The sequence below is a fragment of the Paracoccus sp. 228 genome (assembly GCF_000967825.1).
In the GTDB taxonomy this organism is placed as follows: domain Bacteria; phylum Pseudomonadota; class Alphaproteobacteria; order Rhodobacterales; family Rhodobacteraceae; genus Paracoccus; species Paracoccus marcusii.
Genome location: NZ_JYGY01000002.1, coordinates 229,444 through 255,680 on the forward strand (window position 1 = coordinate 229,444; position 26,237 = coordinate 255,680).

General features: G+C 67.7%; 26 protein-coding genes. 12 read left to right on the forward strand and 14 right to left on the reverse strand.

Annotated features, from left to right (window positions below):
* Window positions 1–24 precede the first annotated feature (24 nt).
* From SY26_RS06465 to SY26_RS06485, 5 genes are read right to left on the reverse strand one after another with little or no spacing between them, the layout of a single operon-like run.
* The gene (locus SY26_RS06465; protein ID WP_232303288.1) at window positions 25–1,776 is read right to left on the reverse strand and encodes a biotin carboxylase N-terminal domain-containing protein; all 1,752 of its coding nucleotides are present in this window, start codon (window positions 1,774–1,776) and stop codon (window positions 25–27) included.
* On the reverse strand, window positions 1,766–3,319 hold the full coding sequence (locus tag SY26_RS06470; RefSeq protein WP_045999846.1) for an urea amidolyase family protein: 1,554 nt from the start codon (window positions 3,317–3,319) through the stop codon (window positions 1,766–1,768). The genes SY26_RS06465 and SY26_RS06470 overlap by 11 nt, the downstream gene beginning before the upstream one ends.
* Window positions 3,316–4,086, reverse strand: coding sequence for a putative hydro-lyase (locus SY26_RS06475; protein ID WP_045999847.1), 771 nt, complete (start codon window positions 4,084–4,086; stop codon window positions 3,316–3,318). Before SY26_RS06475 ends, SY26_RS06470 begins: the two co-directional genes overlap by 4 nt.
* Window positions 4,083–4,850, reverse strand: coding sequence for a LamB/YcsF family protein (locus SY26_RS06480; RefSeq protein WP_045999848.1), 768 nt, complete (start codon window positions 4,848–4,850; stop codon window positions 4,083–4,085). Before SY26_RS06480 ends, SY26_RS06475 begins: the two co-directional genes overlap by 4 nt.
* A 9-nt stretch (window positions 4,851–4,859) precedes the next feature.
* Entirely contained in the window at window positions 4,860–6,086 is a 1,227-nt protein-coding gene (locus SY26_RS06485; protein WP_045999849.1) for an NRAMP family divalent metal transporter, read from the reverse strand.
* A gap of 205 nt (window positions 6,087–6,291) precedes the next feature.
* Between SY26_RS06485 and SY26_RS06490 the strand changes: the two genes are divergently transcribed.
* Window positions 6,292–6,990 carry a GntR family transcriptional regulator gene (locus SY26_RS06490; RefSeq protein ID WP_045999850.1) on the forward strand — a complete coding sequence of 233 codons (699 nt, stop codon included), beginning with the start codon at window positions 6,292–6,294 and terminating at the stop codon, window positions 6,988–6,990.
* A gap of 12 nt (window positions 6,991–7,002) precedes the next feature.
* Here the strand turns inward: SY26_RS06490 and madM are convergent, their stop codons facing one another.
* From madM to SY26_RS06510, 4 genes are all read right to left on the reverse strand, one after another.
* Window positions 7,003–7,767 carry a malonate transporter subunit MadM gene (gene madM / locus SY26_RS06495; RefSeq protein WP_045999851.1) on the reverse strand — a complete coding sequence of 255 codons (765 nt, stop codon included), beginning with the start codon at window positions 7,765–7,767 and terminating at the stop codon, window positions 7,003–7,005.
* A gap of 4 nt (window positions 7,768–7,771) precedes the next feature.
* A complete protein-coding gene (gene madL, locus SY26_RS06500; RefSeq protein WP_045982998.1) occupies window positions 7,772–8,164 on the reverse strand; it encodes a malonate transporter subunit MadL in 393 nt (130 codons plus the stop codon).
* A gap of 70 nt (window positions 8,165–8,234) precedes the next feature.
* Window positions 8,235–9,749, reverse strand: a complete 1,515-nt coding sequence (locus SY26_RS06505) for a malonyl-CoA synthase (protein ID WP_045999852.1) — start codon at window positions 9,747–9,749, stop codon at window positions 8,235–8,237.
* Between the two features lie 23 nt (window positions 9,750–9,772).
* On the reverse strand, window positions 9,773–11,071 hold the full coding sequence (locus SY26_RS06510; protein ID WP_045999853.1) for a malonyl-CoA decarboxylase domain-containing protein: 1,299 nt from the start codon (window positions 11,069–11,071) through the stop codon (window positions 9,773–9,775).
* A gap of 114 nt (window positions 11,072–11,185) precedes the next feature.
* Here SY26_RS06510 and SY26_RS06515 point away from each other — a divergent pair, with 114 nt between their 5' ends.
* Window positions 11,186–11,863, forward strand: a complete 678-nt coding sequence (locus SY26_RS06515; RefSeq protein WP_045999854.1) for a GntR family transcriptional regulator — start codon at window positions 11,186–11,188, stop codon at window positions 11,861–11,863.
* On the opposite strand, the gene SY26_RS06520 is transcribed toward SY26_RS06515, so the two are convergent.
* The 3 genes from SY26_RS06520 to SY26_RS06530 all read right to left on the reverse strand — a co-directional run bounded on the left by SY26_RS06520 (window position 11,836) and on the right by SY26_RS06530 (window position 15,361).
* The gene (locus tag SY26_RS06520) at window positions 11,836–12,768 is read right to left on the reverse strand and encodes a DMT family transporter (RefSeq protein ID WP_045999855.1); all 933 of its coding nucleotides are present in this window, start codon (window positions 12,766–12,768) and stop codon (window positions 11,836–11,838) included. The genes SY26_RS06515 and SY26_RS06520 overlap by 28 nt on opposite strands.
* A 188-nt stretch (window positions 12,769–12,956) precedes the next feature.
* Entirely contained in the window at window positions 12,957–14,060 is a 1,104-nt protein-coding gene (locus SY26_RS06525; RefSeq protein ID WP_045999856.1) for a ParB N-terminal domain-containing protein, read from the reverse strand.
* Window positions 14,057–15,361, reverse strand: coding sequence for an AAA family ATPase (locus SY26_RS06530; RefSeq protein WP_045999857.1), 1,305 nt, complete (start codon window positions 15,359–15,361; stop codon window positions 14,057–14,059). Before SY26_RS06530 ends, SY26_RS06525 begins: the two co-directional genes overlap by 4 nt.
* 440 nt (window positions 15,362–15,801) lie before the next feature.
* Here SY26_RS06530 and SY26_RS06535 point away from each other — a divergent pair, with 440 nt between their 5' ends.
* The 7 genes from SY26_RS06535 to phoB all read left to right on the forward strand — a co-directional run bounded on the left by SY26_RS06535 (window position 15,802) and on the right by phoB (window position 22,484).
* Complete coding sequence (locus SY26_RS06535; RefSeq protein ID WP_045999858.1) at window positions 15,802–16,497, forward strand: DnaA N-terminal domain-containing protein; 696 nt, start codon at window positions 15,802–15,804, stop codon at window positions 16,495–16,497.
* 111 nt (window positions 16,498–16,608) lie between these two features.
* On the forward strand, window positions 16,609–17,634 hold the full coding sequence (locus SY26_RS06540; protein WP_045999859.1) for a substrate-binding domain-containing protein: 1,026 nt from the start codon (window positions 16,609–16,611) through the stop codon (window positions 17,632–17,634).
* A 69-nt stretch (window positions 17,635–17,703) separates the two neighbouring features.
* On the forward strand, window positions 17,704–18,909 hold the full coding sequence (gene pstC / locus SY26_RS06545; protein ID WP_045982990.1) for a phosphate ABC transporter permease subunit PstC: 1,206 nt from the start codon (window positions 17,704–17,706) through the stop codon (window positions 18,907–18,909).
* Entirely contained in the window at window positions 18,906–20,243 is a 1,338-nt protein-coding gene (gene pstA, locus SY26_RS06550; RefSeq protein WP_045999860.1) for a phosphate ABC transporter permease PstA, read from the forward strand. The genes pstC and pstA overlap by 4 nt, the downstream gene beginning before the upstream one ends.
* Window positions 20,244–20,264: 21 nt before the next feature.
* Window positions 20,265–21,062 (forward strand): phosphate ABC transporter ATP-binding protein PstB, encoded by a 798-nt coding sequence (pstB, locus tag SY26_RS06555; RefSeq protein WP_045982988.1) that lies wholly within the window; start codon window positions 20,265–20,267, stop codon window positions 21,060–21,062.
* A gap of 15 nt (window positions 21,063–21,077) precedes the next feature.
* The gene (gene phoU, locus SY26_RS06560; protein ID WP_045999861.1) at window positions 21,078–21,791 is read left to right on the forward strand and encodes a phosphate signaling complex protein PhoU; all 714 of its coding nucleotides are present in this window, start codon (window positions 21,078–21,080) and stop codon (window positions 21,789–21,791) included.
* Between the two features lie 3 nt (window positions 21,792–21,794).
* On the forward strand, window positions 21,795–22,484 hold the full coding sequence (phoB, locus tag SY26_RS06565) for a phosphate regulon transcriptional regulator PhoB (RefSeq protein ID WP_045999862.1): 690 nt from the start codon (window positions 21,795–21,797) through the stop codon (window positions 22,482–22,484).
* 41 nt (window positions 22,485–22,525) lie between these two features.
* Here the strand turns inward: phoB and SY26_RS21840 are convergent, their stop codons facing one another.
* Window positions 22,526–22,930 (reverse strand): hypothetical protein, encoded by a 405-nt coding sequence (locus SY26_RS21840; RefSeq protein ID WP_157020431.1) that lies wholly within the window; start codon window positions 22,928–22,930, stop codon window positions 22,526–22,528.
* A gap of 188 nt (window positions 22,931–23,118) precedes the next feature.
* A complete protein-coding gene (locus SY26_RS06575; RefSeq protein ID WP_045999863.1) occupies window positions 23,119–23,403 on the reverse strand; it encodes a hypothetical protein in 285 nt (94 codons plus the stop codon).
* Between the two features lie 403 nt (window positions 23,404–23,806).
* Here SY26_RS06575 and SY26_RS06580 point away from each other — a divergent pair, with 403 nt between their 5' ends.
* Genes SY26_RS06580 through SY26_RS06590 form a run of 3 tightly spaced genes read left to right on the forward strand, consistent with a single transcriptional unit; the run spans window position 23,807 to window position 26,233 of the window.
* Window positions 23,807–23,947, forward strand: coding sequence for a hypothetical protein (locus SY26_RS06580; protein WP_232303289.1), 141 nt, complete (start codon window positions 23,807–23,809; stop codon window positions 23,945–23,947).
* A complete protein-coding gene (locus SY26_RS06585; protein ID WP_045999865.1) occupies window positions 23,944–25,470 on the forward strand; it encodes a CHAD domain-containing protein in 1,527 nt (508 codons plus the stop codon). The genes SY26_RS06580 and SY26_RS06585 overlap by 4 nt, the downstream gene beginning before the upstream one ends.
* 1 nt (window position 25,471) lies before the next feature.
* On the forward strand, window positions 25,472–26,233 hold the full coding sequence (locus tag SY26_RS06590) for a ParA family protein (RefSeq protein WP_045999866.1): 762 nt from the start codon (window positions 25,472–25,474) through the stop codon (window positions 26,231–26,233).
* Window positions 26,234–26,237 lie beyond the last annotated feature (4 nt).

Consider the following 26,237-nt stretch of genomic DNA (forward strand, 5'->3'; position numbering starts at 1 on the left):
CACCCCGGGAATAGCCCTATGGGGTCATCCCTCGTCGGGGTCGATCCGGGCCAGCGGCGCCCCATGCGCCAGGGTCGCGCCCTCCGCCGCAAGGCGGGTCAGGCGACCGGCATGCGGGGCCTCGATGCTGGTCTCCATCTTCATGGCCTCGATCACCGCGATCACCTCTCCGGCCTGGACCTGCGCCCCGTCGGCCGCCTGCCACAAGGACAGCGTGCCCGCGACCGGCGCGCCGATGCAGCCGGGATCGGCCACGGCCTCCTGCGGCGCCGCAGGGGCGGCTGCGGCCAGCACCCCCTGGGGCAGCGCCAGGTCATGACGCCTGCCGTCGATCTCGATCGACAGGCGCAGCATGGGCTGGTCAGGGACGGGGGTCACACGGTCGGCGGGCTGGACCGCGGCGGCCAGGCGGTCGGCGAAATCCGTCTCGATCCAGCGCGTGTGGACCGCGAAATCATCCGTGAACTCGGGCGCCTCCAGCACGGCGCGGTGGAAGGGCAGGACGGACGCCACGCCCTCGATGCGGAACTCGCGCAGCGCGCGGCGGGCGCGGGCGATGGCGGTCGCGCGGTCGGGGCCGGTCACAATCAGCTTGGCCATCATCGAATCGAACTGGCCCGCGACCTGGCCGCCCTGTTCGACGCCGCTGTCCAGCCGGATGCCGATGCCGCCGGGCGCGGACCACAGCGTGATCGGCCCCGGCGTGGGCAGAAAGCCCCGGCCCGGGTCCTCGGCATTGATGCGGAACTCGATCGCGTGGCCGATGGGCTCGGGCACGCCGTCGTCGATCAGGCGCGCGCCTTGCGCCACGCGGATCATCGCGCGGACGATGTCGATACCGGTCGTCTCCTCGGTCACGGGGTGTTCGACCTGCAGGCGGGTGTTCACCTCAAGGAAGCTGATCGTGCCATTGGCCGACAGCAGGAACTCGACCGTGCCTGCGCCGCTGTATCCCGCATGGGCGCAGATCGCGCGGGCGCTGTCATGGATGCGGGCGCGCTGATCGTCGGTCAGGAAAGGGGCGGGCGCCTCCTCGACCAGCTTCTGGTTGCGGCGTTGCAGCGAACAGTCGCGGGTCCCCAGCACCTTGACCGTGCCGTGCCGGTCGGCCAGCACCTGCGCCTCGATATGGCGGGGGCGGTCCATGAACTGCTCGACATAGCATTCGCCGCGGCCGAAGGCGGTGACCGCCTCGCGGGTGGCGGCGTCGAACAGCTCCTCGACCTCGTCCAGGTCGCGGGCCACGCGCATGCCGCGTCCGCCGCCGCCGAAGGCCGCCTTGATCGCCAGCGGGAGGCCGTGTTCGCGGGCAAAGGCCAGCGCCTCGGCCCCGCTGGCGATGGGACCGGGGCTGCCCGCGACCAGCGGGGCGCCGACGGCCTGCGCGATGTCGCGTGCGCGGATCTTGTCGCCAAGCGCGTCGATCACGTCCGGATCGGGGCCGATCCAGATGATCCCGGCATCCTGCACCGCGCGGGCGAAATCGGCGTTCTCCGACAGAAAGCCATAGCCCGGATGGATCGCGTCGACCCGGGCCTTGGCGGCGATGGCCAGCACCTTGGCCGCGTCCAGATAGGTGTCGGCGGGGCGATGCCCCTCCAGCGCCCAGGCCTGATCGGCGGCGCGCACGAAGGGCGCATCGCGGTCGGGATCGGCATAGATCGCCACCGATTCGATGCCCTCGTCGGCGCAGGCGCGGATGACGCGCAGGGCGATCTCTCCGCGATTGGCGATCAGGATGCGGCGGATCGGGGTCAGGGGGGTGTCACGAAACATCGGAGGCCTCCGGGTCGATATCGGCAAAAGGGGCGTCGGCGGCAAAGCGGATGCGCGTGCCGGGCGGCAGCTGTCCCGCCAGGTCCAGCGCCGCAGGGTGCAGCGTCGCGATGACCGGATAGCCGCCGGTCAGCGGGTGGTCGGCCAGAAACAGCACGGGCTGACCGGAATGGGGTACCTGGATGGCGCCGGTCGCGGTGCCCTCGCTTGGCAGTTCGCGCGCGTCCTCGCGGGTCAGCGCCTCGCCCGACAGGCGGATGCCCACGCGCGAGGATTGCGGCGTGACAGACCACTCCTGCGCCAGGAACCGCTGGACGGTCGCGTCATCGAACCAGTCGGTGCGCGGGCCCAACGTCACGGGCAGGGTCACGACCGCCCCCGCCTGCGGCAGGTCCGGACCGGGACCGGGATCGGTAACCGCCCCCGCCGCGCGGCCCGCGGGGGCCAGCGCATCGCCCGCCATCAGCGGCGCGGGACCGATCTGCGCCAGCGTATCCGTGGCGCAGGAGTTCAGCACCGGGGCCACGTCGAACCCGCCCCGGATCGCCAGATAGCTGCGCATGCCGCGGGCGGGCGGGTCGATGGTCACCTCGTCCCCCGCATCCAGCGCGAAGGCCGCGGGCTGCGCCTGCGCGCCCACGCGGGCCGTCGCAGCACCCGTCAGGGCCAGCGTCATCGCCACCTCCGCCCGCAGGCGGACGGGGCCAAGCGTGATCTCCAGCGCGGCTTCCCCCGCGGGGTTGCCCACCGCGCGGTTCGCACGGCGCAGCGCGCCGAGGTCCAGCGCGCCGGAGGCACTGACCCCCTGCCCCGCCTGCCCCATGCGCCCGGCATCCTGCACCAGGATCGGGAAGGCGGTCTGGACCACGCGCAGTCCAGTCACAGGCGCGGGCTCCGGGAGCGCGACCGCATGCACCCGCGCGGACCCGGTCACGAAGCGCGCCCGGACCCCCGGGCGCAGCAGCGCGGGCACGTCGCGGGTCAGGTCAAACATCGGCACCTCGGTCCGGCCGATCAGCTGCCAGCCGCCGGGGCTGGCCTGCGGATAGATGCCGCAGAACCGCCCCGCCAGCGCGACCGACCCCGCCGGGATCCTGGTGCGCGGCGCGGGGCGGCGGGGCAGGTCAAAGCGCGCATCGGCGCAGGTCATGTAGGCGAAGCCGGGCGCGAAACCGCAGAAGGCCACCTGCCAGGTCGCGGCCTGATGGGCGGCGATGACCGCGTCCGTGGTCAGTCCCATCAGGGTCGCGACCTCGGCCAGGTCCTCGCCGTCATAGGTCACGGGAATCTCGACCGTCTCCGCCCTGCGGGGCGCAGGCGCGGTGCCGGGGGCGGGCTGGCGGGCCAGCACGGCGCGGGCCAGCGCGGCATCTGCCGGCACGCCGGGATCGGTGGTGACCATCAACGTGCGGGCGGCGGGCACGATCTCGGAGACGCCCGCGACGGGATCGGCCGCCAGCGCGTCGAACAGCGCCAGCGTCGCGTCCAGATCGGCCAGCTCGACCAGAAAGGCGCGGGGCCCGATGGGCAGGACGCGGGTCATGCCTGCCACCGCGTTTCGGGCACGTCGGTGACGAACATGTGCCCCGGCGCATGGGTGATGGCAAAGGGCGGGCGCGAGGCCATGACCGCCGCCTGCGGCGTCACCCCGCAGGCCCAGAAGACCGGCACCTGACCCGGGCCGACCGGCACCGGATCGCCGAAATCGGGCCGCTGCAGGTCCGCGATGCCCAGGGCCTCGGGCGCGCCCACATGGACCGGGGCGCCATGGACGGCGGGGGTGCGGCCAGAGATCATCGCGGCCTCGGCCACGCGGTCGGCGGGGATCGGGCGCATGGAGACAACCAGCCGCCCCGACATCCGCCCCGCCGGGCGACACTCATGGTCGGTCAGGAACATCGGCACGTTGCAGCCCCGGTCGACATGCGCCACCGGAATGCCCGCTGCCATCAGCGCCCCTTCAAAAGTGAAGGAACAGCCGATCAGGAAGGTCACCAGATCGGGATGCTCCGCCCAATGGGCGGTGGCGTCGGTGACCTCCTCGGCCAGCACGCCGTCGCGCCAGATGCGATAGAGGGGGATGTCGGTGCGCAGGTCGGCCTCGGGCGCCATGACCGTGCGATGGCTGCCCGGATCGGTCACGTCCAGCACCGGGCAGGGCTTGGGATTGCGCTGCGCAAACAGCAGGAAATCCCAGGCCCAATCGCGGGGCAGCGAGATCATGTTGCATTGGGTAAAGCCCGGCGCCTGACCCGAGGTCGGGCGCACAGGCCCCTGCCGCGCGGCCAGCCGCGCCTGGTGCGGGGTCATGCCCCACCCCCGGCGAAGGGCGCGACGCTGACCCCGCCCGCGACCAGCGCGTCGCGGACCCGGGCCGCGATGGCCACCGCGCCGGGGCTGTCGCCATGCACGCAGATGCTGTCGGCCTCAAGGCGCAGGATGCTGCCATCCTCGGCCTCCAGCACTCGCTCCGTCGCCAGGCGCAGCATTCGCGCGGCGATCAGGTCGGGGTCGTGCAGGACCGCGCCCTTCTGCCGGCGCGAGACCAGCGCACCCCCGGCGGTATAGGCGCGGTCGGCGAAGGCCTCGGCCACGACCGACAGGCCCGCGGCCCGCGCACGCTTCAGCACGGGCGCGCCGGCCAGACCCATCAGCACCAGCGACGGGTCCACGGCCTTGACGCCCGCAATGACCGCATCGGCCTGGCGCGCATCCTCCGCGATGGTGTTGTACAGTGCGCCATGCGGTTTCACATAGGTGACCCGCGTGCCCGCCGCCCGCGCCAGCCCCTGCAACGCGCCGATCTGATAGATCACGTCGGCGGTCAGGTCGTCGGGCGCCACATCCATGGTGCGCCGCCCGAAGCCCACGCGGTCGGGATAGCTGACATGGGCCCCCACCGCGACGCCCCGCGCCGCCGCCTGACGCAGCACCGACAACAGGCCCGCCGGGTCGCCCGCGTGAAAGCCGCAGGCGATGTTGGCGGAGCTGACGATGTCCAGCATCGCGGCGTCGTCCCCCATGGTCCAGGGGCCATAGCCCTCGCCCAGGTCGCTGTTCAGGTCGATTGGCATGGATCCTCCTTACACGCCCAGGAAGGCAAAGATGGTGGTGACCGACCGCGCGCCCATGTACCAGGTCAGCGCGCAGACGATGGCCCCAAGTGCCAGCAGCACCCGGTTGTAGCGGTGCCCACCCATCAGGTCGGACCGCGCATAGCCGATATAGGTGAAGATCGTCAGGCCGATGGGCAGGATCAACCCGTTGAAGCCGCCCACGAAGACCAGGATCGCCGCCGGCGCCGTGCCAAGCGCCAGATACACCGCCAGCGAGAACGCGATGAACCCCACCGTCGCCTTGGACCGCGCCGCATCGCTGCGCACGCCCACCACGTCCAGGAAGCTGACTGAGGTGTAGGCCGCCCCGATGACCGAGGTCAGCGCCGCCGCCCACAGGACCACGCCGAAGACGCGCATCCCCCAATCGCCCGCCGCCGCCTGGAAGGCCTGCGCCGCGGGGTTCGCCGCCTGCGACGACAGGTCCAGCGTCACGCCCGACGCGACGACTCCCAGGATCGCCAGGAACAGCACGAAGCGCATGACGCCCGTGACCGCGATCCCGGTCAGCGCCGCGCGGGTGACGGCGGTCAGATTGTGCGGGCCGGTCAGGCCCTTGTCCAGCAGGCGGTGCGCGCCGGAATAGGTGATGTATCCGCCGACCGTGCCGCCGACGATGGTGGTGATGGTGGCGAAATCGATCGTGTCGGGCCAGATCGTCTGGCGCAGCGCCTCGCCCACGGGCGGGTTCGACTGCACGGCCACGAACAGCACCAGCAGGATCATCACGATGCCCAGCCCGATGATCGCCCGGTCCAGCAGGATCCCCGCCTGCCGCGACAGGAAGATCGCGATGGCCAGCACCGCGGTGATCGCGCCGCCGATCTTGGGGTCCAGGCCCAGCATGGCGTTCAGGCCCAGCCCGCCGCCCGCGATGTTGCCCACGTTGAAGGCCAGACCGCCGATCACCACCAGCGCCGTCAGCAGATAGCCCGCGCCCGGAATGGCCGCGTTCGCGGTCTCTGACGCGCGCTTGCCGGTCAGGGCGGTGATGCGCCAGATGTTCAGCTGGACCACGAAATCGATCAGGATCGAGGCCAGGATCGCGAAGGCGAAGGCCGATCCCATCCGGGCGGTGAAGGTCGCGGTCTGGGTGATGAAGCCCGGCCCGATGGCCGATGTCGCCATCAGGAAGATCGCCGCCAGAAGGCCTCCGCGAAGGCTGGCGGCCGCAACGCTGCGGTCGGTGGTCATGGATGTTTCCCCGTGTCGGACTGTTGTTGATTGCCCCCAGCCTGCCACGATTCCGTGATCCGTCAATGATTATCTGACAGTTGTGTGTCTTTTGTTGAACAATCCCGGATGACCTGCGCGGCAATCTGCCTCAAATCAGGGCAACCGGCCGCTTGCCCTGTCCCTGCCGTCCCGCCATGATCGACCCGACATCACAGGACGACCCATGACCGACACGAATCCCGCAGACCCCATCGCGGCCGGACAGAGCCCGTCCGGCCTGGCCGAAGACACCGCGGCCCGGCTGCGCGCGCAGGTGATCGCGGGGCACCTGCGCCCCGGACAGCGGCTGTCGGAGACACGGCTGGCGGGCGATCTGTCCGTGTCGCGCAACACGCTGCGCGAGGTGTTCCGTCTGCTGACGCGCGAGGGCCTGCTGACCCATGCGCCCAATCGCGGCGTCTCGGTCGCGGTGCCGACGATGGCGGGGGTGCTGGACATCTATCGCGTCCGCCGCCTGATCGAGGTGCCGGCCCTGGCCCAGGCCTGGCCCCGCCACGCGGCGGTGCTGCGCATGGCCGAATGCGTGGCCCAGGCCCGCATCGCCCGCGAGGCCGGCGACTGGCGCGGGGTGGGCAGCGCGAACATGGCGTTTCACGCGGCCATCGTGGCGCTGACCGACAGCCCGCGGCTGACGGCCTTCTTCGCGCAGGCGATGGCGGAGCTGCGGCTGGCCTTCGGGCTGCTGGACAGTCCCGAACAGCTGCACGCGCCGTTCCTGCAAGAGAACGGCGCGATCCTGGAGCTGGTCCAGCAGGGCGACATGGAGGCCGCCGCCACGCGGCTGGCGGATTATCTGGACCGGTCGGAACGCGTCGTGATGACGGCCTTTGCCCGGTTGGAGAACGGCGTCACGCGCGGGTGACGCCGCGCCGCCTCAGCCGCCGGTGACGGCCAGCAGCATCAGATAGATGACCGACGGCCCCATCAGGCAGCCCAGCCCCGTATAGAACGTGGCCGTCATCGCGCCGTAAGGCACCAGGCGCTTGTCGGTGGCGGCCAGGCCGCCCGCGACGCCGCTGGTCGTGCCCATCAGCCCGCCATAGGCCATCGCCGATTTCGGGTTGTTCAGCCCGATCAGCGGCGCGACGAAGGGCGTGCCGATCATCACCAGGACCGCCTTCAGCAGACCCGCGGCGACGGACAGGGCGATGACCTCGGAACTGGCGCCCAGGGCGGTGCCGGTCACCGGACCCACGATATAGGTCGCGGCCCCGCCGCCGATCGTGGCCATGCTGACCGCATCGGTATAGCCGAAGGCCGCCGCGACCAGCGCCCCCACCGCAAAGGACACGAAGATCCCCAGGGCCAGCGACACGACGCCCGCGGCCCCGGCCTTGCGGATCTCGCGGATGTCGACGCCATAGGCGGTCGACACGATGGCCAGGTCGCGCAGCATGGCCCCGCCCATCAGCCCGATGCCCGCGAACAGCGGCACGTCGGCCAGGCCCTTGGACCCGCCGGTGGCAAGCCCGCCCAGCCAGGCCAGCACCAGGCCGATGATGATGGCCACGGCCGAACCGTGCAGCCGCCCCGCCGACAGCCGGTCGGACAGCTGATAGGACACCCACATCACGACGCCCACGACGACGAAGGCAAAGACCAGCCCATTCTTGGACAGGATTTCGGTGATCATCTCCATCGCGTCACACCTCCTGCGCCATCAGGGGCGGCAGGGGCGCATCCTGCCCGCCGATCCGCGCCACCACGGGCACCAGCGCCACGCAGGCGATGGTCGCGCCGACGCCCGCGATGATCGCGATGGGACCGCCCGCCAGGGCCGCCACGACGTTCTGCTGGGCCGCCATCGCCACGACGATGGGGATGTACATGGCCGACCAGAACAGGATGCCCTGTTCGGACAGCTGCGGCAGCCGCCCGGTGCGGCGCAGCCAGTCGGTCGACACAATCAGCAGCAGCATGGCAAAGCCCACGCCGCCCACGTTGGACTGGACGCCCAGGATGACGCCCAGCAGATCGCCCAGGATCACGCCTGCCAGATGACAGGCGGCCAGGGCCGCGACTCCATAGATTATCATGGTTTCCTCCCGTTGAATGGCCGGTGCCCCGGGCCGCGTCCTCCTCGACGCGGGCCCGGGCGGCCGGATGTCAGGCCATGGCCTGCGAATACAGTCCCGCATGGGCCTTGCGCAGTTCGGCCTTCTGCACCTTGCCCATGACGTTGCGCGGCAGGGCATCGACGACGATCACCTGCCTGGGTTGCTTGAAGCGCGCCAGATCCGACAGCGCGGCGCGGATTTCGTCCGCGTCCAGCGTGCCCGATTTCGGCACGACGATGGCGGTCACCGCCTCGCCCAGGTCGGGATGGGGCAGGCCGATCACGGCGCTTTCCAGGACGCCCGGCAGCGCGTCGATGGCCTCCTCGACCTCCTTGGGATAGACGTTGTACCCGCCCGAGATCACCAGGTCCTTGTCGCGACCGACGATGCGCAGGTATCCGTCCTCCTGGATCGTGCCCAGATCGCCGGTGATGAAGAACCCGTCGGGGCGGAATTCGGCCGCGGTCTTCTCGGGCATGTTCCAGTAACCCTCGAAGACGTTCGGTCCCTTGACCTCGATCAGGCCGATCTCTCCGGGCGCGACCGGCGCGCCGGTCTCTCGGTCGGTGATGCGCACGGTGATGCCGGGCAGCGCCATGCCCACTGCCCCCGCGATGCGATCGCCATCATAGGGGTTCGAGGTGATCATGCAGGTCTCGGTCATGCCGTACCGCTCCAGGATGCGATGCCCGGTCCGTTCGGTGAAGGCACGGTGATCCTCCGCCAAAAGCGGCGCGGACCCGGACACGAACAGCCGCATGTTCGCCGTCGTCTCGCGGTCCAGGCGCGGCGATTTCAGCAGGCGGGTGTAGAAGGTCGGCACCCCCATCAGCACGGTGGCGCGGTCCATCAGGTCGATCGCCTGTTCGGCGTCGAACTTGGTCAGAAAGATCATCGTGGCACCGGCGACCAGCGCCATGTTGGCGGCCACGAACAGCCCGTGGGTGTGAAAGATCGGCAGCGCGTGGATCAGCCGGTCGTTCGCGTCGAACCGCCAATGCTCCAGCAGCGCCTCGGTGTTGGACGCCAGGTTCCCATGCGTCAGCACCGCCCCCTTGGACCGCCCCGTAGTCCCCGAGGTGTAGAGGATCGCAGCCCGATCGTCCGGGCCGCAGGGATGCGCGTCCTCGCGCGGCGTGGCCGCGGCGGCACGCTCGGCCAGCGTCCCCTGCCCGTCCGCGCCAAGCGTCAGCACCGTCAGCGCGTCCCCGGCCCGATGCGCGTGCGACGCCTGCTGCGCGGGGTCGCAGACGAACAGACGGGGCGCCGCGTCGCCGATGAAATAGTCGATCTCGGCCCCGGTATAGGCGGTGTTCAGCGGCAGGAAGATCCCGCCCACCTGCAGCGTCGCCAGATACAGCGCGATGGCCTCGGGCGACTTCTCGACCTGGACGGCCACGCGGTCGCCGGGCGCCACGCCCGCCGCGGTCAGCGCGCCCGCCAGCGCCTCGACCATGCCGCGCATCCGGGCAAAGCTGATGTCGGGGTGGCCGGGGCGTTCGAACAGGGTCTTGCCCTGCATCACCTCGGCGGTCTGGATGAAATGGTCGTGGATGGTCTGCATGCTCGTCTCCTCCCTCAATGTCGTCACGCCTTCAGCGCCTCGGCGATCTGTGCGCCAAGCGCCACCTCGCCGTCGCGCACGAAGGCCTCGTGCCGGTCCTCGATCCGGTCCAGTTCGTACAGATAGTTGATCATCAGCCCATGCGCCGATTTCAGCGCCGAGGGCGCCAGGTCGGCGGGCCAGTTCAGCCGATGCGCGCAGGCCCCGTTGCCCAGGTGGAACCGCGCCACCGGATCGGCGGGCAGCCCGCCCCGCGCCTTGGCCTGGGCGATATAGCGCGCGCCCCACGCCAGGACCTGCGGGCGCAGCGCGTCCACCGCGTCATCGTCCCAGCCCCCGGCCAACGCGCCGCGCAATTCTGCCGCGTCGTCCTGCGTGGCCAGCCACGCGGCAAAGCCCGGCACCGGCGACAGCGTCACATAGCAGCGCAGCTCGGGCAGGTCCGCCGACAGCTGCGCCACCACCTGCTTGATCAGGAAGTTGCCGAAGCTGACACCCTTCAACCCGGGCAAGCTGTTGTTGATCGAATAGAAGACGGCCGTGTCCGCCGCCGCCGGTTCGCGCGCATCCGGCGCGGTCAGGATCGGGCCGATCGCGTCGGGCATGCCCTGGGTCAGCGCGACCTCGACGAAGATCAGCGGCTCGTCCCCGGTGGCGGGGTGGAAGAACGCATACAGACGGCGGTCATTGTCGGCCAGCCGTCGCTTCAGGTCCGGCCAGCCCTGCATCTGGTGGACGCTTTCGTATTCCATCAGCTTTTCCAGAATCGCGGCGGGCGCGTTCCAGTCGATCCGGCGCATGGTCAGAAAGCCGCGGTTGAACCAGCTGGCGAACAGATGCGCGAAATCCTGGTCGATCGGCGCCAGATCGGGGTCGGTGCGCATCGCGGCCAGCAGGTCCTGACGCATCCGCACCAGCCGCAGCGTGGCGCCGGGCGCCATGTTCAGCCGGCGCAGCAGGGTTTGGCGGGCAGGCTCGACCACCTCGAACAGATGCGCGACGCCCGCGGCATCGGGCAGGGCGTCCCACGCGGCATAAGCCGCCCGGATCGCGTCGGCATCCACGCCGTGATCGTCGCGCAGGCTGCGAAAGAATGCCAGCCGCTCCTCGGCGTCCAGCTCGGCATAGGCCGACAGCGCCTGCTCGGCCACCGCCACCCGCGCCGCATCCCCGATCCGCCCCATCAGCACGGCACAGGCCACCCGCGCGCGTTCGGATGCGGGGCGCGCCAGCGCCTTCAGCGTCTCGGCCTCGCCGCTACGCTTGCGCCGCGTGATCGCCTCGACGAAGTCCGACAGGAATCCCAGTCTCTGCTTGCCCATGATGATCCTCCCCCGCCGTGATATACACTGATTCACTTCTGTTGTATACAACAACGGCGATGATGGACTTTTCGCAACCGCTGCGGTGAAATGCAGGACAGAACAGGTGCCGACATGACCCTTCCCACCGCACAGCGCATCCGCCTTGCCCTGGAAAACGCCATTGTGGACGGCCGCCTGACCCCCGGCCAGCAGATCGACCCTGACCAGGTCGCGCGCGACTATGGCTGCTCGCGCACCCCGGTGCGCGAGGCGCTGCAGGCGCTGGAGGCGTCGGGCCTGCTGATCGTGCAGCCCAAACGCGGGACCTTCGTGGCCAAGCTGGGCGTGCCCGAGCTGATGGACCGGTTCGAGCTGATGGCCGAGCTGGAATCCTTCTGCGCACGGCTGGCTTGCCGGCGCGCCGATGCGCAGGACCTGGCCCGCATCGACACCGCCCTGACCGCCTGCGAAGGCGCGCGCCACGACCCCGACCGGTACTATGCCGAAAACACCGCCTTCCATCAGGCGATCTATCGCGCCGCCCACAACGCCTTTCTGGAAACCGAGACCCTGCGCCTGCAGGCGGTGCTTCAACCCTATCGCCGCCGGCAGCTGCAATCGCCGGGGCGCGTCGCCAATTCCCTGGCCGAACACCGCCAGATCGCCGCGGCCATCGCGGCAGGCGACGCCTGCGGCGCGGCGCAGGCGATGACCGATCACGTGCTGGTCCAGGGCGAACGCTTCCGCGACCTGGTCGCCGTGGTGGGCAGCCTGTCGGCGCCTCAGGCCGGGGGCGTGGCCTTGCGCTGACGGCGGCGTTCCAGCCCCAGGCTGTGTTCGCGCCAGATGATCAGGATGCCCGCCAGGATCACCAGGCCGGACCCGCCGATCACCACCGCGCTTGGCACCTCGCCGAAGACGTACCAGCCCAGGGCCACCGCCCAGATCATCGCGACATAGTCGAACGGCGCCACCACCGACGCATCGGCATGGCGATAGGCCGAGGTCAGCAGGATCTGCCCCAGCCCGCCCAGCAGCCCCGTGGTGACCAGCTGCGCCAGCACCCAGGCCCCCGGCATCACCCACCCGAAGGGCAGCGTCAGCAGCGACAGCCCCGTCGAGGTGACCGAGAACCAGAAGACGATCGCCGATGTCCGCTCGACCTGGACCAGCTGGCGGACAAAGATCTGCGCCAGGGCCGCGGCCCCTGCCCCGCCAAGCGCCACGACCGCGCCCAGCATCCGCAAGGGGTCGCCCGCTGTCCCCGCCTGCAGCTGCGGCGACAGCACGATCAGCACCCCGGCCAGCCCCAGCCCGACCATGCCAAGCCGAAAGGCGCGGACGTTCTCTCCCAGAAACATTCCGGCCAGCACCACCACCAGCAAGGGCGCGGCAAAGCCGATGGCCGTCACCTCGGGCAAAGGCAGCAGGCCAAGCGCCCAGAAGTTCAGCGCCATCGCCGTCGTCCCGACCAGCCCGCGATACAGGTGCCCCATCGGGTTCGCGGTCAGCAGGCCGACCCGCAGTTCCGACCGCAGCACCAGCCAGCCCAGGATCACCGGCAGGGCGAAGAATGACCGAAAGAACACCTGCTGTCCCGGCGGGATCTGGGCGCTGTCGGCGGTCGCCTTGATCAGTGCGGCCATCAGGGTGAACACGGTCACGCTGATGCATTTCAACGCGATGCCGCGCATCGGGGAATCACTGGGGGGCATGCCGGGCGCCTTGATACCGTGGGGGTCGGCTTTGGTGCTACGACGGGATTGCACGATCTGCAACAGACATCGACACAGCGTCAGGTAGGTGTTCTATATGTATATATATCAATGGCTTGTGTCGAACCTTCCCTGCGGGGAAGGTGCTGGCCGCGGGAAAGGGCCCCTGCCCTTCCCCGCGGGGAAGATCACTCGATCTGGTCCAGCATGGCGGCCACCGCGGCCTCCAGCTTGCGTCGGTCAATGGTCGAAAAGTCCCGCGGCAGGCGGATCTCAAGGCGACCATTGGCGGCGGTGCATTTCGCGCTGCCCTGCGGGCGCGCAAGCTGGAAGGTCGTCTTGGCCTTGGCGGTCGACGGCGGTGCGGGTTGGGCGGTCCGCGGTGCGGGCCCCTCGGGCAGCGCCTCACCCCCCTGCCCCGCATAGCGGCGCAGCACGGCCAGCTCGTCGGTGATCGACCGCGTGTCCCAGTCCTTCAGCTCGGTCCGGATGGCCGTGACCAGGCCCGGCACCTCCTCCAGCCGCTGCGACAGCGACAGGCCCAGGGCGCGCGGGATCTCCTGCGGATACATGAGCACCTCGCCCAAGCGCTCGACCAGCGGGATGAAGTTCCGGATATAGCTGCGCTTCTGATAGCCCGCCGACCGGAACAGGATCGCCACGGCCTTTTCCGCATCGTTCTCCGCGGTCAGCGGGTCCATCGCGTAATGCACCGCCAGCTGCGCCATCTCGGCAAAAGAGATGTCCTTGCGCACCAGGTTCTCGTCCACCATGCGGCGGTACAGCGCCTCCAGCTGATCCCCGCGCGCGGCGATGCCCGCGGGGATCCGGCCCCAGGCATCGGCATCGCCCGTCTCCTCCAGCAACTGGCGATAGGCCGACAGCCGCCGCCACCCCTGGATCAGCTCGTATCGCCCACCCTCGGACGGCTCCAGCCGGATCGGGTTCGACAGGCCGATGTCGCGGATCGAGGCGACCAGCTCGGCCATGTCGAAATCGGCGACCGGCTTGCGGTCGCGGATCAGCTTGGTCGTGTCGATCATGTCCAGCGGGATCAGGTCGGTGATCAGCCCTGCCCGCTTCAGCCGCACATGCTCCTGCGCCAAGGCATCGTTCTCGGCGCGGATCTGCGCCTCGATGACCGCGCGGTCGCGGGTCGATTCCGCCGTTTCGCTGATGGCGGCAGCCATGGGGCCGCGACGCCCGTCGGGCTGGACCTTCCCCGCGGGGAAGCCGGTCTCGGCGTCGTCCTCGGGGATGTCGATGTCGAACATCCGGCGCTTGCGGCTCATTGCGCGTCCTCCAGCTCGGTCCAGGCGGTCAGCACGTGGCCGCGGAATTCCTCATAGGCCTGATCGAAGGTCGCCCGTGCCCGGCGCCACGTCCCCCGCGTCATCTCTCGGTAATCGATCTCATAGATCGACGACAGGAACCGGCCCGACTGCTCGACCGCGCGGGTCAGTTCGATCGGGTTCTGCGCCAGCCGATCCCCGAAGACCTGCCGAAAGGCCGCGAACATCGCCTGGTGCAACTCGTTCGACGGCTCGTATCGCGTCATCAGGAACCGGATGTCGGTGAATGCCTTGGGCAACCTGATCTTCCCCGTGGGGAAGTTCTCGAACCCATGGGACAGATCCTCCAACGCCTCGGCCAATTGGCCGATGAAGCTGGTGGTGCTGTCATATTCCCAGTAGCCTGGGCCGGACGGGATATAGAGCATGTCGGCGGCAAAGACGGCGTTCATCGACTGGTACCCGATGGCAGGGGGACAGTCGAAGAGGATCAGGTCATAGGCATCGTCCGCAAGGCTGTCCAGGAACCGCGACACCGCGCCGAAGAAGGTCCATTCCGGGTTCAGGTGCCGGTACTGGGCGCTGGCGAACTCGACGAAGGCCGCGTTGGCGCAGCTGGGCACGATGTCGATCGTGGGCCAGGCGGTGGGCTTGATGAAGTCCGCGGGCCGCAGCGTGCCCAGACCCATGTCGCGGATCGACGCGGGCAGCTTGCGATGGGGCAGGGCGGTCCCCGTCTCGGCCCCGGCGGTGGCGGTGTTCATGCGGTCGGTCTCGCGCTCAAGGTCGCGCGCCATGATACCCCAGACCGTGTGATCCTCACCCACGTCATTCAGGCCCATCGAATGGGACAGGGTCGCCTGCGGGTCGAAGTCGACGACCAGGACCCGGTACCCGTCCAGCGCCGCCGCATGGGCAAAGTGCAGCGCTACGGTCGACTTGCCCGCACCGCCCTTGAAGTTGGCGATGGCCGCGCGGAAGGCGCGCTTGCCGGCGGGGCGGGGCGGCATCAGGGACTTCTTGCCCACGCGGATGCGGCGGCGCAGCTCGTTCACCTCCTCCAGGCTGAACCAGCGCTGGCGCCCGTCCTCCTCAACTTCCCCGAGGGGAAGGTTCGGGTCCGCCGCCAGCTTGCCGCGGAAGGTCGACTGGTTGATGCGGAAGATCAGCTCGGCCACCTCCCAGGAGGAGAAGCGGCGCAGCGTCTTCTCGTTGGCGGGGCTGAAGGTCTGGCGGCGGATCCAGCCCTGCATCTTGAGGGACTGGGCCTGCAGACGGGCAAGGTCGTCGTGCGTATACATGTTGTGTCGGTTTCCAAGGACGCTGATTGCTTCTGTTCCTGCTTTTACGCCGGATTTGCGCTTTTGGCAAAAGCCTTGTTCACTGATAGCACGAAATGCGGAAATCCAGCGCCTGCTGGCGAATCACCGCGCGCCAAGGTGGCGCGGAGGCCACGACCTGGCGGGGCAGGGGGCGGATATTGGGGGACATGATCCGTCGAACCCCTGCCAATTGGGGGACACGGGCGCCGGAATAGGGGACGCATAGGATGTCCCGCTATACCATTGATACCCTGATTCAAGATTGCCTTTGGATCCTTCCGCCCGAGAACGGGCGATCTACTTGACAGAATCGCATTTCAGGACGCTAATGCCTGCAGAGTGGCGAAAGGCGTTTGGGACGGCACAAGATCTCGGCGCGGCCGGGGCAGGGTGCCGGGCGACCGGCGGGCAGGAATGAGATGCAGGTGATGCGACCCGTCGGCAGGCAAGCCGCGGCACGGAAATACGACCTGCTGTCCGCGATGATGGCGCATGCGCTGGCGGGCGATCCGCAGCGCCAGCGCCTAGTGCTGCGCCTGATGGCGCTGATCACCACCCGCTACAACTGGCAGCGCGACGAGCTGACCATGGGCCAGCGCGAGATCGCGCGACTGTGGTGCGTGGACGAACGCACCGTCAAGCGCGACATGGCGCGGCTGCGCGAAGCGGGCTGGATCGTGGTCAAGCGCCAGGGCGCGCGGGGCCGCGTGTCCGTGCTGGGCCTGGGCCTGGAACGCATCCTGCTGGACACGCGAGCGGACTGGTCCAACATCGGCGAGGATTTCACCGCCCGCATGGGAGAGGAGGCACACGAGGCGGGCGACCCGCCGAACGTCGTCCCGTTCCGCCGCCCCGACGGCACATCCGGGGAGGAGAGCGGTCAGGACGGGGTCTGGCCGCTGATCCGCGCGCGGCTGCGCGACGAGGACCCGGCGCTGTTCGACGCCTGGTTCGCGGCCCTGTCATCGGCGGAAGGGCAGGGGGGCGTCCTACATCTGGTCGCGCCGTCGCGGTTCCACGCCACCTATGTGCGCACGCATCTGCTGGCCCGCCTGCAGATGGCCGCGCGGCGCAGCGACCCGACCCTGGGAGAGGTGCGCGTCACCCCGGGATGATCGGCCCGCCGGCCGGGGCGCTGTCGCAGAACTGTCACACGGATTGCGTATGACCGTCACAAAACTGCTGTAGGCACGCCGGGCAACGATCACCTCCTGAGGAGAAGACGCATGAAGACCTTTGGCCTGACCGCTTCGGCCCTGTCCGTCCTGGCCTTGACCGCCACCGCAGCTGCCGCGCGCGAACAGGTGCAGGTCGCGGGTTCGTCGACCGTGCTGCCCTATTCGACCATCGTGGCCGAGCTGTTCGGCGAGAACACCGACTTTGGCACCCCGGTCATCGAATCGGGCGGATCGTCCACCGGTCTGCGCCGCTTYTGYGAGGGCGTGGGCGAGAACACCATCGACATCGCCAATTCCAGCCGCCAGATCCGCGACAGCGAGRTCGAGGAATGCGCCGCCAACGGCGTGACCGACATCATGGAGGTGCGCATCGGCTATGACGGGATCGTCTTYGCCAGCGCGCAGTCGGGCRMMAGYTTYGCCTTCACCCCCGCCGACTGGTTCAACGCGCTGTCGGCCAAGGTCGTGCGCGACGGCGCGATCGTCGACAACACCGCCGCCAGCTGGGCCGAGGTGAACCCCGAACTGGCCGACCAGGAGATCCTGGCCTTCGTGCCGGGCACCCGTCACGGCACGCGCGAGGTCTTCGACGAGAAGGTGATCGCGCAGGGCTGCGAGGACAGCGGCGCGCTGGAGGTGTTCACCGCCGAGCTGGGCGAGGAGGAGGCCGAGGCCGCCTGCATGACGCTGCGCACCGACGGCCGGTCGGTCGACATCGACGGCGACTATACCGAGACGCTGGCCCGCATCGGGTCGTCGCCGAACGGMATCGGCGTCTTCGGCCTGTCCTTCTACGAGAACAACAYGGACACGCTGCAGGTCGCGACCATGTCMGGCGTCACCCCCTCGACCGAGACGATCGCCTCGGGCGARTACCCGGTGTCGCGGCCGCTGTTCATCTATGTGAAGAAGGCGCATATCGGCGTCATCCCGGGCGTCAAGGAATTCGCCGAATTCTTCGTCTCGGACGCGATCGCGGGACCGGACGGTCCGCTGGCCGCCTATGGCCTGGTGTCGGACCCCGAGCTGGCATCGGTCCAGCAGGCCGTGGCCGACGAGACCACCATGCAGTGATGCACCCGTCCGACCGGTGCGCCGCGCCGGTCGGACATTCCCCCTGACCCATCCACCCGAGGTTGCCAGATGCCAATGTCCTGGGCCCTGCTTGCCGCGATCCTGCTGGCCGTGGCCGGATTCCTTCTGGGCCGCAGCCGCGCCCATGCGACCGCCGCACAGGACGTGCGCACCCTGCACAGCCGCCCCGCCTATCACGGCATGAACGCCGCCCTTGCGGTGATGCTGCCCGCGCTGGTGGTGCTGATCCTGGCATCGGGGCTGCGGATGTCCGGGGTGATCCCTGTCGCGTCGGGCCCCGTCGCGGGGCTGCTGGCACTGGCCGCCGCGGTCGCGGGCCTGGGCTGGGCCGTGACGCGGGCCGGCCGCGGGTTTCGTGCGCGCAATTCGGTCGAGCGGATGGTGCTGGGCCTGATGATCTTCTGTTCGATGATCGCCATCGCCACCACCGTCGGCATCGTCCTGTCGCTGATCTTCGAGACGATCAGCTTCTTCCGCCAGTACAGCCTGGCCGATTTCTTCTTCAGCACCGTCTGGTCGCCGCGCTTCGAGGGCAATTCGCGCCTTGGCATGCTGCCGCTGCTGTGGGGGACGCTGTACATCAGCTTCATCGCGCTGCTGGTGGCGGTGCCCATCGGCCTGTTGGCGGCGATCTATCTGTCGGAATATGCCAGCCCCCGCCTGCGCAGCATCGCCAAGCCCGCGGTCGAGGTGCTGGCCGGCATCCCGACCATCGTCTATGGCCTGTTCGCGCTGGTGACGGTCGGGCCGATGCTGCGCGACTGGATCGCGCAGCCCCTGGGCCTGGGMAATTCCGGGTCGTCGGTGATGACCGCGGGGCTGGTCATGGGGATCATGCTGATCCCCTTCGTCAGCTCTCTGTCCGACGACATCATCAACGCGGTSCCCCAGAGCCTGCGCGACGGCGCCCTGGGCCTGGGCTCGACGCCCTCCGAGACGGTGCGCAGCGTCGTGCTGCCCGCAGCCCTGCCGGGCATCGTCGGCGCCATCCTGCTGGCCGCCAGCCGCGCCATCGGCGAGACGATGATCGTGGTGCTGGGCGCGGGCGCCGCCGCCACGATCAGCGCCAACCCGTTCGAGGCGATGACCACCATCACGGTCAAGATCGTCAGCCAGCTGACSGGCGACAACGACTTCTCSTCGCCCGAGACGCTGGTGGCCTTTGCCCTGGGACTGACGCTGTTCGTCATCACCCTGGGCCTGAACGTCATCGCGCTTATCATCGTGCGCAAGTATCGCGAGCAGTACGAATGACCGATCATCCCCGCGCCACYGGCGCCAAGTCGCTCTATGTCCAGGACGCGCGCACCCGGCGCCGCAACGCCGCCGAGAAACGGTTCCGCGCCTATGGGCTGACGGCCATCGTCATCGCCTGCACGATGCTGGCGGTGCTGGTCTTCACCATCGTCCGTGACGGGTCGGGCGCCTTCCGCCAGACCTATCTGTCGATCCCCGTGGCACTGGACGCGCAGGTGCTGGACCCCAAGGGCAACCGCGACCCGGCCGAGATGGCCGGCGTGCTGACCCTGTCCTATGGCCAGGTGTTGGACCGGGCGCTGGATGCGGCGGTGGCGGGCCTGGACCTGCAGATCGAGGGGCTGGAGAGCGGCGACATCGACGGGCTGATCTCGCGCGATGCCTCGGCGCAACTGCGTGACCGGGTGCTGGCCGATCCCGATCTGGTCGGGCAGACGGTGGACGTGAACGTCCTGGCCAACGGCCGCATCGACGGCTATTTCAAGGGCCGCGTCACGATGGAGACCGCCGCGCGCGACGCCAACACCTCTCCGGCGCAGCTGATGCTGGCGGACGAACTGGTCGAGGCGGGGCTGCTGGTCACGCGGTTCAACGCAGGCTTCCTGACCGCCGCTGACGCCTCCGACCAGCGCCCCGAGGCCGCAGGCGTGGGCGTGGCGATCCTGGGTTCGCTCTACATGATGCTGGTGGTGCTGGTGCTGGCGGTGCCCATCGGGGTCGCGGCCTCGATCTATCTGGAGGAGTTCGCGCCCAGGAACCGCTGGACCGACCTGATCGAGGTCAACATCGCCAACCTGGCCGCGGTGCCGTCGATCGTGTTCGGAATCCTGGGCCTGGCCGTCTTCATCAACTTTGCGGGGCTGCCCGCATCGGCRCCCATCGTGGGCGGGCTGGTGCTGACGCTGATGACCCTGCCCACCATCATCATCGCCACCCGCGCGGCGTTGAAGGCGGTGCCGCCCTCGATCCGCGACGCGGCCCTGGGCGTYGGCGCCAGCCGCATGCAGACGGTGTTCCACCACGTCCTGCCGCTGGCCGCGCCCGGCATCCTGACCGGCACGATCATCGGCCTGGCCCAGGCCCTGGGAGAGACGGCGCCGCTGCTGCTGATCGGCATGGTGGCCTTCGTGCGCGAGTTTCCCGCCGCCCCGCCCGAGGGTCTGTTCGATCCSGCATCCGCCCTGCCGGTCCAGGTCTACAACTGGACGCAGCGCAGCGATCCGGCCTTTGTCGAGCGCGCCTCGGGCGCCATCATCGTCCTGCTGATCTTCCTTCTGTGCATGAACCTGCTGGCGATCTTYCTGCGCCGCAAGTTCGAGCGCCGCTGGTGATCGGCCCACAGGAGAGCCACCATGTATGACACCATCCGATCGGAGAGCGCCGTGAGCCAGCAGGACATCAAGATTTCCGCACGCGACGTGCAGGTCTTCTATGGCGAGAAGCAGGCGATCAAAGACCTGAACGTCGAGATCCTGGACAAGACCGTCACCGCCTTCATCGGCCCGTCGGGCTGCGGCAAGTCCACCTTCCTGCGYTGCATCAACCGCATGAACGACACGATCGACAGYGCCCGGATCGCGGGCCGGATCACCATCGACGGCGAGGACATCTATGACCGCCGCATCGACCCGGTGCAGCTGCGCGCCAAGGTCGGCATGGTCTTCCAGAAGCCGAACCCGTTCCCCAAGTCGATCTATGACAACGTGGCATACGGCCCGCGCATCCACGGCCTGGCSCGCGGCAAGGCCGAGCTGGACGAGATCGTCGAACGCTCGCTGCGCGGCGCGGCCCTGTGGAACGAGGTCAAGGACCGCCTGTCCGAGCCAGGCACGGGCCTGTCGGGCGGCCAGCAGCAGCGCCTGTGCATCGCKCGCGCGGTGGCCACGTCCCCCGAGGTGCTGCTGATGGACGAGCCCTGCAGCGCGCTGGACCCSATCGCCACCAGCCAGGTCGAGGAGCTGATCGAGCAGCTGCGCACGCAGTTTTCCGTGGTCATCGTGACCCATTCGATGCAGCAGGCYGCCCGCGTCAGCCAGAAGACYGCCTTCTTCCATCTGGGCAACCTGGTCGAATACGGTGATACCGACGACATCTTCACGAAGCCCCGGGACAGCCGGACCGAGGCCTATATCTCGGGCCGGATCGGCTGATCGAAAGGACCTGACATGAACCGCGACAAGCATATCTCCTCGGTCTTCGACCGCGACCTGGAGACGATCCAGGCGATGGTCGTCAAGATGGGCGGCATGGTCGAGGCCGCGATCACCGACGCSYCGACCGCGCTGGACACGCGCGACCAGGAGCTGGCCGACCAGGTCCGCCGCCGCGACAAGGCCATCGACGCGATGGAGAKCCAGATCAACGAGGACGCCGCCCGCCTKATCGCGCTGCGCGCSCCCACCGCRACCGACCTGCGGATGGTGCTGGCGGTGATGAAGATCTCGGCCTCGCTGGAACGGGTGGGCGATTACGCCAAGAACATGGCCAAGCGCACCGAGGTGCTGTCCCAGATGCCCGCCATCGCCGGATCGGGCATGGCGCTGCGCCGGATGAGCCAGGCGGTGAACCGGATGCTGCAGGACGCGCTGGACAGCTATATCCGCCGCGACGCCGACCTGGCCCATGACGTGCGTCAGCGCGACCTGGAGGTGGACCAGATGTACAACGCGCTGTTCCGCGAGTTCCTGACCCACATGATGGAGGACCCGCGCAACATCACCCCCTGCATGCACCTGCATTTCATCGCCAAGAACGTCGAGCGGATGGGSGACCATGCGACGTCCATCGCCGAGCAGGTGGTCTATCTGGTCACGGGCGAYCTGCCCGACGAGGCGCGSCCSAAAAGCAGCAGCGTCGTGGCCCCCGCGGCGGAGGTCTGAGGGATGGCGCGCCAGGCCCCCTGCGTGCTGGTCGTCGAGGACGAGGGCGCACAGCGCGARGTCCTGCATTACAAYCTYGAGGCCGAGGGTTTCGACGTSGTCATGGCCGACAACGGCGAGGACGCGCTGCTGCTGGTGGCAGAGGAGCAGCCGGACCTGATCGTGCTGGACTGGATGCTGCCGCGYGTGTCGGGCATCGAGGTCTGCCGCCAGGTCAAGGCCGATCCCGCGACCCGCAACATCCCGATCATCATGCTGTCCGCGCGCAGCGAGGAGGTCGACCGCGTCCGCGGCCTGGAGACGGGCGCCGACGATTACGTGGTCAAACCCTATTCCGTGGTCGAGCTGCTGGCCCGCCTGCGCACCCAGCTGCGCCGCACSCGCCCCGCCACGATGGGCGAGCGGCTGACCTTTGCGGACATCATCCTGGACKCCGCCGAACACCGGGTSTTCCGCGCCGGCCAGACGCTGCAYCTGGGSCCSACCGARTTCCGGCTGCTGTCCACGATGATGGARAAGCCSGGCCGCGTCTGGACGCGCGAACAGCTGCTGGACCGGGTCTGGGGSCGCGACATCTATGTCGACACGCGCACCATYGACGTGCATGTGGGCCGCCTRCGCAAGGCGCTGATGAAGAACGGCGGCGACGACCCGCTGCGCACCGTGCGCGGCGTGGGCTATGCCCTGGGCTGAGGCCCGGACCTAGGCCGCCAGCCCCGCATAGATAATCCCGTTTATTTGGGGCTGGACCGATTCAGTCTGTCTGCACGCGCGAGAAGTGTCATGACGCTGGCGGGGTGCCACGCACTTCGACCGCGCGGGGTCGCCTCACCCATATCGCCGAGCGTCCGGCCGATCTCGGCAAGCGTGATGCCGGGATTCTCGCGTCGCATCGACAGAACCAGCTTCGGCAGGCGATCGTCGATGCCCCTGGCCTTCGGCTGATCAAAGATGGCGTGTGACAACAGGCCATATGCGACGTACGCGCGGGCTGCCCTCTGCAAGCGGGCAGTGGTCCATCGCCCTGAGCATGGATCATTCGCATTGATGACATCCGCGATTTTCGTCCAGGAGCTTCGAGGACGGAGTTCCTGGACAGGCCGGAACCACTCACCTTCGGTCCGATAAATGTCATTCATGTATTTTACATGGGTCGTTCTGGGATCCAGGTAACAATGCGGGAACTCAGACCCATTCTCGTCGCTACATGCGGTCTGGGTCGCCGACGCCGTTACGGCGTGAGGCGTCGCTTCAGACTCCCGCATGTCTGTGCGGTTTTCGAAGCGTACCTTCGATGTTTTGACGTGACTGAAGGTCTCGCCCCGCATTACTGGGCCGGTGCGTCCGCCTGATTGGACAAGAGGCCTCTGCGCAATGTCACCGTAAGCGCGGCCCGCGCGGCGCGGCCGTTGACGATCTCGCCCGCGAGGTCTGTCCGTTCGACAAGCACACCTTCCGCCTTGCCGGCGATCTCGATCGTCGCACGGTGAAGGTCATTGAGTTCCGCATTGCTCAAAACCGTATCGGTACGAAACTCGACGTAATCCTCGGTAACCGCAGCCTGCCCGAACAGAGAGGCAATACCGTCGAATGTGAGCATGGCGCCGTTCATCGCGACCTCCGTCTTGTCTGTCGTATTGCAGCAACCTGCGTCTGACCCATCCGAACTTGGACAAGCAGTGCCGGTCGCATATCTCTATTCTTGAAGATATCTCCTATTCTCTACCGTTTTGTAACAATGTCGGATCCTACAACTTCAAAGCGCGCACGCCTGCGTGAACGTGCCTGAATACGGTTCCAGCAAGCACACAGTGCCCACGAAGACGGCATTGTCGCACCACCTGACGAAGCTGCAAGATTTCCGGCTACGTCGTCTATGAGATCATCTGTGGGCTAACATCAGAAATGGTCTTGCCATCTGACCGCCCGTGACGACATCATGACGTCATCGTTACCGGGTGTCATCAATGCCGAAAAGCAAGACTGCCAGCCCCAAATCCGAGGATGCCAAGAGGGTGAACACATCGCTGCGGCTTCATCGCAAGACCCTCAAGGCGCTGAAGACACGGGCCATTGAGGACGACACGAGCGTGCAGAAGATCCTCGAGGAGCTGGTCGACAGCTATCTCAAGAAGGCGGCAGGCAAGAAATCATGAAGCGGGCATCTCAAACGGTTCTCATCCTTCCGGGAGCGCTGGCCGACGCCGACCTGGCAGAAATGCCGGACGATCTGTCGCTTCAGATTGGTCAGTCCGATGACGCGACGTTTGACATGCTCGACGACCATATCGGGTCCCTTCACGCCGCTGGCCAGCTCGTGTTCAGCTGGGGAAGGACACTCACTTTGCTGGAGGGATCCACAGACCTTGTGGCTCAAAAGGCCGGTGGGACTGATCAGTTCGTGGCCGAACTGAAAGACGGGCCCGTCAAGGCCGCCCTCAAGCATGTCCCGCCTCTCCGCAGTCTCCTAAGGATCGGGTCCGGAACTGTCACTCATCGGGATCTGACGGTCACCGATGACGAAAGGAAGACGCTTGTCCGGGCGCACCTGATCACGCTTAAACCCGACGGCAGGGGCATGACAGTGACGATCGCCGCGCTGCAGCCGCTGCGTGGATACGAAAAAGCAATGAGAAGACTGCGCGAACATCTCGAGGCCACCGCCGCTAGCCCTTCGCCTCGCACGGCCGAGCTGTCCTCGATGCTGTTTCCGGACTATCCCAGATACAGTGCGAAACCCGATGTCGCCATCCTCGACAATGCCACGGCATGGCAAACAGCGACCGACATCATCACGGTCTATCTACAGGTGGCCCGTGAGAATGAGGCCGGGGTCATCGCCGATCATGACACGGAGTTTCTGCACGATTACCGCGTCGCCCTGCGAAAAGTCAGATCAGTCCTGAGCCTTTTCAAAGGCGTGTATCCGGAGGAACAGACCGCGGAATTCAAGCGTAAGGCGTCCGAAATGATGTCTCCCACAGGCCGGCTTCGGGATCTGGACGTCTACCTTCTGGCCAAGGACGAGTATTTCGCGATGGTGCCTTCCTCTCTGCATGAGGGGTTGGAGCAGATGTTCAAGATGTTTCGCGAGGAGCGCCGCCACGCGCACCGTGCCATGGCAGCCCATCTTGACAGCGCCCGTTATCAGGCTGGGATCGAGGCACTGCAGGCTGAATTTCTCCAGACAAGGAGTCCCGGAAAGGGGCCGAGGGCAGACGCCCCGGTTGGGGACTATGCCCGTCAGCTGATCTGGATGCGCTACCGCAAGGTGTGTCGCATCGCCCGCGAGATCACGGCCGACACGCCTGACGAACAGGTCCACGAGCTGCGGATTGGCTGCAAGAAGCTTCGCTACCTCATGGAGTTCTTTGCACCTCTCTATCCGGCAGCGGCCGTCAAACCCATCCTGAAACCCCTCAAGCGTCTTCAGGACAATCTTGGGCTCTTCAACGACTATTCCGTCCAGCAAGCATTTCTGAAGAGCTTCATGGACGCTCACGAGCCGATCGGACACAGGCAGGACCTCGCCCTGGCACAGAGCATCGGCGCCTTGATCGCCGTGCTGCATGAACGGCAGCAGGAAGAGCGCGCCCGGATCATGGCCAGTTTCGATCAGTTCGACGGCCCAGATGTCCGTGATCAGTTCCGCTCACTCTTCAACGCCAAGGAAGCCTGAGATGAAGATTGTCGCCTGCTACAGCAACAAGGGAGGCGTCGGGAAGACGGCCGCTTCCGTCAACCTCGCCTATGCCTTTGCCGAGGCCGGCAATCGCGTCCTGCTTTGCGACCTCGATCCCCAAGGTGCCTCGAGCTTCTACTTTCGCGTGAAGCCATCTCAGAAACTGGACAACGAGGCGTTCTTTGAGGAGGCCAAACAAGTCACAAAGGCCATTCGCGGAAGCGACTTTGAAAATCTGGACATCCTCCCTGCCAACATGACCTTTCGCGATTTCGACGTCTTTCTTTCAAGGATGAAGAACAGCCAGTCGCGCCTGAAGAAGGCGCTGAAGGCTGTCGGCGGCGACTACGATATCATCGTCCTGGACTGCCCGCCGAACATCTCGACACTCTCCGAGAGCGTCCTTCAGGCGGCGGACCTGATCGTGGTCCCTGTCATTCCGACCACTCTGTCGGAGCGGACGTTCGAACAGCTTCTGGACTTCATCGACGGCCATGAGGACGCGAAGGGCAGCAAGAAGAAGATCGCGGCCTTCTTCTCGATGGTGCAGCGGCAGAAAAGCCTGCACGGCGAGACCATGGCACGCATGCGCGAGGCCTACCCGAAACGGATCCTGGAGGCCGCCCTTCCGTTTTCCACCGATGTCGAGCGGATGGGTGTCAATCGAGCCCCGGTGCTGGCGTTCGCATCTGAGCGTCCGTCCGCGCAAGCATACAGGCAGATCTACGAAGAAGTTCAGACACGATTGATGGAGGGCTGAGCGC